This is a genomic window from Vibrio sp. J502 (genome assembly GCF_025397955.1).
GTDB classification, from domain to species: domain Bacteria; phylum Pseudomonadota; class Gammaproteobacteria; order Enterobacterales; family Vibrionaceae; genus Vibrio; species Vibrio anguillarum.
In genome coordinates this window covers 892,617-904,424 of record NZ_CP104554.1, presented here as the reverse complement: position 1 = coordinate 904,424, position 11,808 = coordinate 892,617, and the positions used below count along the sequence as shown (strand labels likewise).

Genomic DNA, 11,808 nt, shown 5'->3' with positions numbered 1-11,808 from the left:
GCTTGGATTGTTACTTCTTATAATAGATTTAATTGGGTTAATCAGCCGCAACGCCGGCGGCTAAATAAGGAATAAGTAAGTCGACGACGGCTTTGGCATCCACTTGGTTGCCAAAATCACTTTCGGCAATCTCAGCCAATGCTTGGCTCGACGCCATGGTAAAAACACACGTGCCTAGCGTGAAGTGCAAACGCCAGAATAGAGTTTCAGGCGTCAGTTTTGGGTTCGCCTTCATCACTGACTGAGTAAACAGTGATAATACATCGCTGTAGCGTGTGGTGATAAACCAACGCAAATGACCTTGCACATCGGTATAACCGCGACCAATCAACAACATAAAACGGCTGGTACCGTTGGGCCTAACATCATTCAACGCACGTAATGGTGTACGCAATGACTCAAACACTTCCGACATTTGATATTCATCTTGGGAGTTTAACTCCTGCAGCGCTTGTTGAACGGCTGGCATAAATGCTTCTAAATAACGATTCAACACTGCACGCACTAACGTTTTCTTATCACCAAAATGGTAGTTAACCGAGGCTAGATTTACTCCAGCTTTGCTGGTGATAGCTCGTAACGATGTATCGTTGAAGCCATGTTCAGCAAACAATCCCTCTGCAACATCTAGGATTTTTTCTTTGGTACTACTTCTTGGTGCCATTTCAATCACTCGTATCAAACAGGTGTTTGAAATATACTATCGACACAATTGATTAACAAGCAATTAACATCACATTTTTACGAAATGATCGGAGCTGAAGAGCAAAATAGAAGTAAGCTAATGAAAGATAAATATTTTAAAAATAAATTGAAAAAAAATGGCTTTAAGATGGAACTGATTGTGAAATGCTCAGTCTCAATAAGTGTAGTTAGCAGAGCATTAAGAATTTTACAGGCCGTCAAATTTTTCTTCTTACTGTAACTACCGATATGCTGCTTTTTCTTATTAACTCCTATGTTTATTTGTATCCGCCCAGCGCCTTTTGCTCTGGGCTTTTTTTTGCTGCATGAGAGGCAAAGCAGTAACTGACGAGCGATAAAACCGGCCAACACTGCAATTTTTACTCAGGTCAGTATATACTACGGCCCTTTTCTGCTCGAAAATCATCATGAAACTGTCTGATACCCCGATAACGCAACATACTTTTGCCAATAACCGCTTCTATTTAAAACGTGATGATCAACTTCACAGCCATTTTTCCGGAAATAAAGCGCGTAAGTTCATGGCGTTATTGGATAGCGATCTCCCCGGCATCAGCACTTTAATCAGCTATGGTTCGGCGCAGTCGAATGCTCTCTATTCTCTGGCAGCTCTTGCGCGTATTAAAGGGTGGAAATTTGAGTTTTATGTAGACCACATTCCAACGTGGTTACAACAAAGGCCGATTGGCAACTATCGTGGTGCACTGGATTTAGGAGCGCACATCATCGAAGTTAGCCCCATCAATATAATGGCCCCCGAGCAGTATATTGATACGATCCGTCAGCCTGATACTTCATGCTTAGTCGTACCGGAAGGCGGTCGCTCAAAGATGGCCGAAACGGGCATTAAGCATTTGGCTCTAGAAATTCTCAACTGGATTAGAATGGAGACAAAAACGCAATTCGTCGTTGCGTTGCCCTCCGGGACAGGAACCACTGCGATCTACCTGCAAAAATATCTAAAACCGCACGGCATTGAGGTTCTGACCTGTGCTTGTGTAGGGGGAAATGACTACCTCATCCAACAATTTGACGAGCTTGAAGAGCGCCAGTACCCTACGATTATATCTACAGAGAAAAAGCATCACTTTGGACGATTGTACGAAGCCGATTATCGGATGTGGCAAAATCTACTTGAGCAGACTCATGTGGAATTTGATCTGTTGTATGACCCTATGATGTGGCAATGTTTGTTACCTTGGATGGAAGCTCATCCAGAAAAAACGGTGATTTATATTCATCAAGGTGGGTTACTGGGCAATGAAAGTATGCTGCCCCGCTACCAGCGGCAATTTGATTAACTACCTCACTATAAATAGGAGATACACCATGCTGAAGTACTGTGTTTGGTTATTATTGATTGCTCCTAGCTTTGGCTACACGAAAGTAATCAATACCGCTTCGCTACCGGTTGTGGTGGCTACAGAAGGTAAAGCTTTGCAACGTGTTTGCTATTATAAGGACCAAGCTTATTCTATCGGTGCAGTGATTCAAGTCAGTGAGCTGTATATGATCTGCCAAGAGGCCAATGATTTTGAAACCAATGGCCCCTTAAGATGGGTGTTACTGACTCAACAAAAATAGTGAGAGGAAGGTTAGTTTAAGCCTCCCATTAGGGTGTATTTCACTTCCAAATATTCGTCTAGCCCCTGCTTTGCTCCCTCGCGGCCAAGACCGGACTCTTTGATGCCGCCAAACGGTGCGACTGTAGTTGATATCAAACCTTCGTTAATACCAACAATACCGACTTCCAGTGCCTCACTCAAGCGCCAAGCCCGAGCCAGTGACTGCGTATAGCAGTATGCCGCTAATCCAGAATCCGTGTGGTTTGCACGTTCAATCACTTCCTCTTCGTGAGTGAAACGAAACAAAGGTGCAAGTGGGCCAAAGGTTTCTTCTTGAGCCACCAACATCTCTTCTGTCATCTCTGTTAATACGTGAGGCTCAAACAAGCGGCTACCGGCTTGAGGCAGAGTGCCATATTGCACTAGAGCGCCTTGCGCGGTGGCATCCGCAATATGTAATTTGACTTTAGCCACCGCCGCATCATTGATTAAAGGCCCCATTGTTACGCCTGATTCCAACCCATTTCCCACAATCAGCTTGCTGACTTTATCAACCAATTTTTTAACAAATTTATCGTACACGCCCTCTTGCACATAGATTCGATTGGCACAGACACAAGTTTGGCCAGCGTTACGAAATTTCGCCACCATCACACCCTCTACGGCGGCATTAATGTCGGCATCATCAAACACAATAAAAGGGGCATTACCACCCAGCTCGAGCGACAACTTTTTGATGTTGTGCGCGCACTGTGCCATTAATATTTTCCCCACTCCTGTTGAGCCAGTAAATGAGAGTTTGCGTACCACTTTGCTGCTGGTTAATTGCTGCCCGATTGCGATTGCCTCTCCGGTCACCACTTGCAATAAGCCAGCGGGAAGCCCAGCACGATGCGCCAATTCTGCCAAAGCAAGTGCAGTAAAAGGCGTATCTGGTACTGGTTTGAGTACCACTGCGCACCCAGCCGCAATCGCTGGAGCACATTTACGAGTCACCATAGCCGCAGGGAAATTCCAAGGCGTGATCGCAGCAACCACACCAATAGGTTCTTTCGATACCAGTATTCTTGCATCCGCTCTATGACTCGGGACAAGCTCACCATAAGCTCGTTTTGCCTCTTCGGCATACCATTCGACAAAGCTGGCAGCATAGCTGATCTCGCCTTTCGCTTCCGCTAAAGGTTTGCCTTGCTCGTTGGTTAAAATCAGTGCCAGATCATCGCTGTGTTCAACAATCAATTCATACCAAGCTCTAAGCACTCTCGCTTTGTCCGCCGCTGGCTGTTTTTTCCACAGTTTCTGCGCAAGCTCTGCACCCTCAATCGCTTGTTGAACTTGCGCACTATCTAGCTGCGGAACCGTTCCAATCAGAGTGCCGTCATAAGGGTTGTAAACAGTTGAGGTGAGCGAATTGGATGCACAAACCCATTGACCATTGAGATAACATTGTTGTTTAAAAAGTTGAGGATCACGAAGCTGCATGACAATGCTCCTAGCGATAATAAGAGGGGAGAAGCACAGGGTAAAAGGAAACTGAGTCAGGTTCAATTGATAAACGGTATTATTCAGGGATTGCGGCTATCTACTCATGCATCAGCCTCGACCCAGCCGCTTCCTATGCAGAAAAATGGCGTTAACTCACCACGTCTTCCACTGTAAAAACTCCCCTTAAGGGATCAATGTTTTGACAATAAGTGTTACCAACCACCTCTTTCGCTTGATACATCGCCTCATCAGCCAAGGCCATTAAATGGTGCATACTATTGGTTTGTAAGGGGAAATAGCTGATACCGACACTAACACCAACGGTTAGGCTTTGCCCTTCAAACTCAATGGGCAGCCCTAAGCATTTGATAATTTGTTTGACTTTCTCTGCGACAAAATCGTACTCATCAATCAGATCGAGACACACTACAAATTCATCGCCTCCAAGCCTTGCCGAAAAATCAGATTGGCGGATACTGGCCTCTAAGCGAATCGCGATTTGCTTTAAAATTTCATCTCCCGCGCAGTGGCCTTGAGTGTCGTTGATGGTTTTGAAATTGTCCAAATCAATGAAGAGCAGCGCTAACTTCACCTTAGTCCTATTGGCTTTTACGATGGCGTTATCCAACAATTTTTCAAACGCTCGCCGATTAAGTAGCCCCGTCAACGAATCATGTTCAGATAGAAACTGAAGCTGATCTTTTTGAATTTTTAACTCTGAGGTTTGTCGCTCAACCTCTAATTGCAATTCATCTTTTGTCACGGTTGTCGTTTTTAGTGAGACCTTCATATGGTTAAAAAAGTCAGCCAAAGCTACAAATTCAATATCCAGATTAACTGGTTCAATCTTGCTTTCAAGGTCACCATACGTCAAAGCTAGGATACCTTGTTTAATTGACGCAAACCCCCTTTTGAAACGTTTCAAAATCAACCAGGCAATGCCACTCACTAAGATTGAAAAAAATAATATTTTCAGTGCACTCACCATCAAGGTCATTTGTTGACTCTCAATGCTTTTTGCTAAGACTGATTTTTGTAAGTAAAACAACTCTTCAGTCATATTTTGCACGAGCATATTGTAACGTGAATGTAACAGCCCTTTCGCGCTGATTAAAGAGTTGCTTTTTGCTTCAGCATCTTGATGAGTAAGCTTTTTTTCTTGTTGCAGTAAGACGGCAAGGCTAGTATTCATACGTTGTAAGTTTTCGATATGTTTGCCCATCATCTTATGATTAAGCAGTCTCTTGGAGAGGCTTTGCTGAGCAATATCAACCTGGTCCAAACTTGATACATCAGAATACTGCAGGAAAATCCAAAGTTGGCTACGCAACAAATCCACACTCAATTGGATCTGCATAATATCTTCTAGATCTTTTTTTGTTTGCTCTTGTTCTTTAAGTAAGCCCCACAGAGAAAAAGTGATCAAAAGGATTAGAAATGCCGTGGATGCGAACAATAATGTCAATTTACGCACAATCGAACTGATCATTTTATCGATACCTTAGTACGTAGCACTTCCTCGATCGGCTTGGAAGCAAGCACTGTCCGAAAATCCGGCTTGTCGCCCGTAACCATACCAGCCTCAATCGCCCATCTTGCTTGAAGCTGTAAGTTAGATAAAAGTGCATTACCTAACGACAAACGAAATACATAATCATTCCAAGACCACTCGAGTTGGGGTAACGGAATATTTAAGGCCTGTGCAATCACCTCTCTCGATTGTTCAGGATTGAGGTTAATCCATTCATTAGCCTCTTTTAATGCACGTAATATTGCCACTATCTCATCATGCGCCTCTTCGACGGTTGCTTTCATCGAAAGTAAATTAAACGACAAATGATAAATACCAGATAGCCCAAGGTTCAATACATCGGATGGTGCAGAGGTTTCAGTTTTATAACCGTAAGGTTCCCAAACAGAAATAGCATCAACTTGTGAGGAGAATAATGAGTCATTTAGCGCTTCTGGTGGTAAATAGACTTTTTCAACAGCCATCTCTTTCAGGTCACTGGCAATCAACAATGAATCAAAGTAAAACTCACTGGCACTCGCCTTAACGATGCCTACTTTTTTACCTTCCAAGTCACTCAGGTTAACAATGCCTAATCGCTCTAACGTGAGCAGCTTTAAATCGTTATCTGACTCAACAAAACTGGTTAATAGTGCAAAATCATTACGCTGGAAAAGCTTAAACATAACCACCGACTCAGAGGCAGTCGCATAGTCTACATTCCCACTAAACAAAGCTTGAGAACAGGCCACACCTCCAGAACAGGGCACTAGTTCGACATTAACCCCTTGTTGTTCAAAAAACCCCAAACTGTCGGCAATAATGAAGGAGGAAGAGAGTGGCGTTTGCGAAACCGCTATTTTTACTGCTTTACGCTCTTCAACACGGCTAGCATCATAAAAATGACCAAGTTGCCTATTAAAAATAGCAATAGTGACTACCAATACAACAATAGCCACTGCAACTTTATGAAAGGTCTGAGCTTTGTGCTTTTTCGTAACCATAGCCAATAAATGAAATTAGTTTTATATATAACAGTTTAGCTCTGAATTGGAATTATTTTTGAGTGAATGGCTATTTAATAACTTTTAGCAGGGGATGCATTGAGATTGTTTAGATTAAACAGTGAGTTAAGCTTAAGTTGACATGGTATTTTACGCACAAAAAACCGTAGACGATCGTCTACGGTTTAGAATATGGCGGTGAGCAAGAGATTCGAACTCTCGATACGTTGCCGTATACACACTTTCCAGGCGTGCTCCTTAAGCCACTCGGACAACTCACCAAATTATATTGTGGTTAGCGCATTTGGCTAACGAGGCGCTAATTTAATGATTCTATAGGATTAGGTCAAGCCAAAATAATAAAAAAGCCCACCACTTTGGTTCGTTTGACTACTTATTGACTTATTTGATGAAATTCAATACAAGCCTTTCTTCAGTGAGTGTCACGGTTAGGCGCTACGATGATAACCAGGGACACGGAACCAACGGCGGCACATATCTAAAAAATAGCCATAGAGAACGCCCATTCCACACGACACAATGGCATTGCTTGATACTGCGGTTATGATCTGCTCTGTAGATGCGCCTACAGCCCATAGAATGGCGGCATAGACCGGAGATTGAAATAGAACGTAAGCAACCAAATCCGAGACATTCTTCATTAAGCCAGTCTCAGACCATTGACGTCCCTGGCGCAGAATAAAGTCACGAAATACGCCATAAGGCCATGCTATTGCGATATTAACTGGGATAGACAGTGTACGTGATGCTAGCGACTGTTCGAAGGTCATTCCAGAGATGAAAATTTCAATGATCATGCCTGATATAAAACAAAAAACAACCATTGCAAATGTGTCCGCCGCAGCATGACGAATACAAAATGGGCCACGAGCTTTCATTACTTCCCTCTACACAATAGATATAACTATTAAATATGCCAATCAGCAATACAGATACCTAGAAAATAACAACAAGCTAGATAATGAGGGAATTAGAACACATATTTTGTAGATTTAGTGACCAATTTTAATTAACTTAGGTAAATTTATAACCAATTTTGAATCGGAAACTAGAATCTAACGCTATTCTTTAAATTCCTGTTACAACGCATTCTTACTAAATCTCAAAATGGTTATTTAATTACAAAAATCGGAAAGCAACACCGTTAGCAAATCGACTTGCTGCTGTGTAGGTAACTGGTGTTTTTCTAAGCTTGTTTGGGTATCGATTAACACTTGATGAATATGAGTATTTTCAATCTCCGGCAACTGCTGTATCAAACGTTGAATCATGGCTAATGCAAGTTCTATGTTTTGATCTTCCACGGCCATATAAAACGTCACCAATGATTCCTCTGCTGAGCCTATCTTTAGCGGCATAGAGGACTCTGGATGATATTGATACAGTTTTTCGACAAATTGGAAAAGAGCATCATCTAATTCATTGTCATCAATGGGTTTGGTGACAATATAATCAGCGCCGGCCGATAACATTCGCTCACGAGTTTCTTTGAAAACATCAGCAGTACAACCAAAAATAAGCACATTACGTTGCTCCCCAACTAAGATCCGAATCGCAGACACCGCTTCTACGCCATCCATTACGGGCATATGGTTATCCATCAATATCAGGTCATAATTCCCGCCAACAACCGCTTGAATTGCCAATTCACCATTCTCAACACAATCGCATGTAAACCCTTTATTCTTCATAAAGGTTTCGATGATGATAGAGTTGGTCCGGTTATCTTCCACAATGAGAGCTTTCAGTCCTTGGTAATTAAGCTTGCGACGTGGCTTGACTTCAATGGTCCCGGGCGTCGTTGTTTCTATCGCTAGCATAACGTGAAAACTGGTACCAATTCCTAACTCACTGGTTACCGTGACTGTCCCATCCATTAGCTCTACAATTTGTTTTACAATCGCTAAGCCCAACCCCGTTCCACCAAAACGCCGTGTCGTCGATGATTCAGCTTGTTCAAATGGGCGGAATATTTTTTCCTGAGCCTCTTTTGCTATACCTATCCCCGAATCCCGTATCTGAATAGAAAGATACCGTTTATCTTCCATCTGCTGCTCTTTTAGAGTCACTTCGACAAAGCCGTGAGAGGTAAACTTGACCGCATTATTCAGTAAATTAAACAGAATCTGTCTCAATCGTGCTTTATCTGAGTAATACCAGCGATCGTGAACAATATCGCTGTAAATCCTAAACTGCAGTCCTTTTTCATTGCATAAGGTATGGTAAACACTGTTAATACTACCAATCAGTAAATCCAAGGGGAAACGGGTGTTATCAAGTTCTAATCGCCCTTGTTCAATCTTGGAGAAATCGAGAATTTCGTTAAGCAGCACCATCATGTGCTCGCCAGACTCATACAGACTATTAAGGTGTTGCCTCTGTTCTGGGGAAAGCTCTGTTTTCAATAAGATTTGCGCGGTTCCTAAAACACCATTCATTGGAGTTCTGATTTCGTGTGACAGGGTTGCTAAGAAGGCACTTTTGGCTTGAGTGGAAGCTTGAGCTTTCACTTTTTCCGCTTCAAGATAAACGGTTTTTTGGTTAAATGAATCGATAAGCTGTCGTATCTCATCTTGGCTTCGATACGGCATATCAATAATACCGCCCTGTTTAGAATCACTCACTTTTTTGGCAATCATGGTAATCGGTTTGATCACATATTGATTGATCAAGTAATAACCGATCATAACGCAAACTAAAAGGATTGGAATGATACTCCGTTCGACATTCATCACCAGATCAAACACTTCGTCATTCACTAACCGATGGGCATTAATAACATCAACTCGCCATTCAAAATCACCAAAACCGAAATGACTTACGTTAGCTTCTTCACGTATTATAAAATTATGTTCAGTGATCAGGGAGCCCCCCGAATCACTTAAGGATACGCCAAGGTTATAAAGCTCCGCTTGACTGGCAATAAATGTGGCTAACCCCGCCAATGACAGATCGACTGTTGCTACTCCAGCAAATTCACCGTTAACGTAATAGGGCGATGAAGCCGTGATCATCTGAACGTGTGTATAGGCATCAACATAGACTTCTGACCATACCACACTACCGACAGGCTTCTCTTTTACTGCGTTGTACCACTCTTCGTTATCGTAACCATGCGCTTCTTGATTGTTCCAAGAATGCAATTTGTCGACTTGACCGTCAGCGGCTCGATTATAAAATAGGCTACTGTATCGCTGCGATGCATTAATACTATAGGGTTTCGGCCATAGTCCACCACTGACGACAACATCATCAAGTATAGTGAACAGCGAATAGAGCATTCTGTCTTGCTCAGCTTGGTTGGCTGCAGCTTGTCCAAGGCTCACTATGCTTTGGAGCACGCCAATAGAACGATTGAGAGGTTCGCGGATTTGAGCTGATAGTACTTCCGCACGAAGATCTAAATTCTGATTTAATTCAGCTCGTAGTGGCGCTTCGACCACCCAATAAGTGACGCTACCTGTGATCGCAATAAAAAAGCAGAGATACAAAGCAAGAGCGATAATGCTCTTTCTCTTCAATGAAATAAGTGCTCTCATAAATCCTTTCAACTTTTTCTTTTGTGCAAATTATAGTGAACAATCTTAGCGAGCAATATGTTGATTGTTGTAAAACCTCACTAAAGCCAACAAATTATCAGCAAAATTCGCACATCGCATCGCTTTAACGTTAAAATGACCGCAAATACACTCGGCAACTGATGGGATCTGCTGTGAATTTACAAGAACTCCTTACCCAACCCGAACTAGAAGATAAATTGCTTAATGAGGCCAAAACTCAAGGTTTTGTGGCATCCATGGCGTCAGCGCCTAACTTGCTCCCACCAGAGGAATGGCTCCCTTTTCTATGGGGAGGAGAAGAGATCGCGCCATTTAGCGAAGGCAAACAGTTAGAAACCTATTTCCAACTGATCGTTGAAATGTGGAATGACTATCGCCCTGCTTTGCTCGAAAATCAATGGAGCTGGCCTGTGGGTTGCTCACTCGATGAACAAGAAATAGTGACTGAACGTGTCCGTGATTTTTGTGAAGGTTTTCTTCAAGGTTGGCAACTTACGCGTGATGATTGGGAAACGTTAATGCCTGAAGATAGCCAAGACAATGCGCTACTTGGTGGCGTACTCCTTTCGCTGAGTATGCTTTATGATCCGGAGACGTCCTTGGCAACACTTTCCCAACAAGGTATGCAAGGACTCGACCAGTTTGAAGAAATCTATCAGGCCATACCGGTGATGTTGTGTGGCTTAACGCAACGCGGCGCTCAGTTGGCACTAGAGCAATAACTGTGTTTTTGAATAGTTTTATTTTCGAATAACGTTAATTTCACATCAATTTGCTTGCGATAAAAAAGGCTCTGAATAAGAGCCTTTTTTCATCCACTACCGCCGAAAGGAATTAGGCATTCCCTTTGACTTGCAAATTTAACTGTTCCGCAAAATCCAACATACGGTTTAATGGGATGAGTGATTTCACTCTCACGGCTTCATCGACGAAGATTTCGTGATCTTTACCGCCTTCCATAAGAGCTGACTCAATCGCTCGCAGACCATTCATCGCCATCCAAGGACAATGCGCGCAGCTTCTGCATGTTGCCCCAGCTCCTGCCGTCGGTGCTTCAATTAATTCTTTCTCAGGGACTAACTGCTGCATCTTAAAAAAGATGCCTTTATCGGTCGCCACAATCATTTTCTGTTGAGGTAAGGATTTTGCTGCCTTAATCAACTGGCTGGTAGAGCCTACAGCATCCGCAAGTTCTACCACACTAGCTGGTGATTCTGGATGTACAAGGATGGCCGCATCGGGATACAGTGCTTTCATCTTACGCAATGCATCGGCAGAGAACTCGTCGTGAACGACGCATTCACCTTGCCAGAGCAACATCTTTGCACCTGTTTTTTTCTCGATGTATGAGCCTAAATGGCGATCTGGCCCCCAAATAATCGGTTTATCTTCCGCATCTAAGTGTTCGACAATATCCAGCGCGATACTTGATGTCACCACCCAATCGGCACGAGCTTTGACCGCCGCCGATGTGTTTGCATACACAACAACGGTATGATCTGGGTGTGCATCACAAAATTCTGTGAATTTATCGGCAGGGCACCCTAGATCCAAAGAGCATTCTGCTTTTAACGTTGGCATTAAAATGCGTTTTTCAGGGGTTAAGATTTTTGCTGATTCGCCCATAAAGCGCACACCAGCGATGATCAATGTACTGGCAGGATGGCGATTACCAAACTTGGCCATCTCTAATGAATCACCAACAAAACCACCAGTTTCTTCAGCAAGAGCTTGAATTTCAGGGTCGGTATAGTAATGCGCAATCAGTACTGCATCTTTTTCTTTTAAGAGTTGTTTGATACTTGCTGTATAGGCTTGTTTTTGCTCAACCGTCAGTGGAATGGGCTTTGGCGGAAATGGATAAATAGTTTCAATCGTATCTAATATGTGGCTCATTGCTCTTGCTCTACGCAACTTCCAAGAATCCGAGCATTGTACACCGCACCTAACGAAGGATC

At 43.0% G+C, this 11,808-nt stretch carries 10 protein-coding genes and 1 tRNA gene; 3 read left to right on the top strand and 8 right to left on the bottom strand.

The features are described from left to right. Nucleotides 1-37: 37 nt before the first annotated feature. A complete protein-coding gene (locus tag N5E84_RS04380) occupies nt 38-664 on the bottom strand; it encodes a TetR/AcrR family transcriptional regulator (RefSeq protein WP_010319039.1) in 627 nt (208 codons plus the stop codon). Nucleotides 665-1,112: 448 nt separating this feature from the next. Here N5E84_RS04380 and N5E84_RS04375 point away from each other — a divergent pair, with 448 nt between their 5' ends. Both N5E84_RS04375 and N5E84_RS04370 read left to right on the top strand, forming a co-directional pair. Continuing rightward, nucleotides 1,113-2,006 carry a pyridoxal-phosphate dependent enzyme gene (locus tag N5E84_RS04375; RefSeq protein WP_019283304.1) on the top strand — a complete coding sequence of 298 codons (894 nt, stop codon included), beginning with the start codon at nt 1,113-1,115 and terminating at the stop codon, nt 2,004-2,006. Nucleotides 2,007-2,034: 28 nt separating this feature from the next. Beyond that, nucleotides 2,035-2,289 carry a DUF1496 domain-containing protein gene (locus N5E84_RS04370; protein ID WP_019283303.1) on the top strand — a complete coding sequence of 85 codons (255 nt, stop codon included), beginning with the start codon at nt 2,035-2,037 and terminating at the stop codon, nt 2,287-2,289. Between the two features lie 11 nt (nt 2,290-2,300). Here the strand turns inward: N5E84_RS04370 and N5E84_RS04365 are convergent, their stop codons facing one another. The 6 genes from N5E84_RS04365 to N5E84_RS04340 form a co-directional block, all read right to left on the bottom strand. Then, nucleotides 2,301-3,752 (bottom strand): NAD-dependent succinate-semialdehyde dehydrogenase, encoded by a 1,452-nt coding sequence (locus tag N5E84_RS04365; protein ID WP_029388446.1) that lies wholly within the window; start codon nt 3,750-3,752, stop codon nt 2,301-2,303. Between the two features lie 151 nt (nt 3,753-3,903). Further along, nucleotides 3,904-5,244 carry a GGDEF domain-containing protein gene (locus N5E84_RS04360; protein ID WP_017045214.1) on the bottom strand — a complete coding sequence of 447 codons (1,341 nt, stop codon included), beginning with the start codon at nt 5,242-5,244 and terminating at the stop codon, nt 3,904-3,906. Continuing rightward, nucleotides 5,241-6,275, bottom strand: a complete 1,035-nt coding sequence (locus tag N5E84_RS04355; protein ID WP_019283301.1) for an ABC transporter substrate-binding protein — start codon at nt 6,273-6,275, stop codon at nt 5,241-5,243. The genes N5E84_RS04360 and N5E84_RS04355 overlap by 4 nt, the downstream gene beginning before the upstream one ends. Nucleotides 6,276-6,462: 187 nt before the next feature. Further along, nucleotides 6,463-6,550: transfer RNA gene (locus N5E84_RS04350), tRNA-Ser, on the bottom strand. A 168-nt stretch (nt 6,551-6,718) separates the two neighbouring features. Beyond that, the gene (locus tag N5E84_RS04345; RefSeq protein WP_017042265.1) at nt 6,719-7,168 is read right to left on the bottom strand and encodes an L-alanine exporter AlaE; all 450 of its coding nucleotides are present in this window, start codon (nt 7,166-7,168) and stop codon (nt 6,719-6,721) included. Nucleotides 7,169-7,405: 237 nt separating this feature from the next. Beyond that, nucleotides 7,406-9,841, bottom strand: coding sequence for a hybrid sensor histidine kinase/response regulator (locus tag N5E84_RS04340; RefSeq protein WP_081245172.1), 2,436 nt, complete (start codon nt 9,839-9,841; stop codon nt 7,406-7,408). Nucleotides 9,842-9,990: 149 nt separating this feature from the next. Between N5E84_RS04340 and N5E84_RS04335 the strand changes: the two genes are divergently transcribed. Beyond that, the gene (locus tag N5E84_RS04335) at nt 9,991-10,572 is read left to right on the top strand and encodes a UPF0149 family protein (RefSeq protein ID WP_019283300.1); all 582 of its coding nucleotides are present in this window, start codon (nt 9,991-9,993) and stop codon (nt 10,570-10,572) included. A 112-nt stretch (nt 10,573-10,684) separates the two neighbouring features. On the opposite strand, the gene nadA is transcribed toward N5E84_RS04335, so the two are convergent. Then, nucleotides 10,685-11,746, bottom strand: coding sequence for a quinolinate synthase NadA (nadA, locus tag N5E84_RS04330; RefSeq protein ID WP_026028138.1), 1,062 nt, complete (start codon nt 11,744-11,746; stop codon nt 10,685-10,687). Nucleotides 11,747-11,808: the final 62 nt, after the last annotated feature.

Coding starts and splice junctions, on each gene's coding strand:
- N5E84_RS04380 (WP_010319039.1), bottom strand. CDS start 664: ATGGCACCAAGAAGTAGTACCAAAGAAAAAATCCTAGATGTTGCAGAG.
- N5E84_RS04375 (WP_019283304.1), top strand. CDS start 1,113: ATGAAACTGTCTGATACCCCGATAACGCAACATACTTTTGCCAATAAC.
- N5E84_RS04370 (WP_019283303.1), top strand. CDS start 2,035: ATGCTGAAGTACTGTGTTTGGTTATTATTGATTGCTCCTAGCTTTGGC.
- N5E84_RS04365 (WP_029388446.1), bottom strand. CDS start 3,752: ATGCAGCTTCGTGATCCTCAACTTTTTAAACAACAATGTTATCTCAAT.
- N5E84_RS04360 (WP_017045214.1), bottom strand. CDS start 5,244: ATGATCAGTTCGATTGTGCGTAAATTGACATTATTGTTCGCATCCACG.
- N5E84_RS04345 (WP_017042265.1), bottom strand. CDS start 7,168: ATGAAAGCTCGTGGCCCATTTTGTATTCGTCATGCTGCGGCGGACACA.
- N5E84_RS04335 (WP_019283300.1), top strand. CDS start 9,991: ATGGGATCTGCTGTGAATTTACAAGAACTCCTTACCCAACCCGAACTA.
- nadA (WP_026028138.1), bottom strand. CDS start 11,746: ATGAGCCACATATTAGATACGATTGAAACTATTTATCCATTTCCGCCA.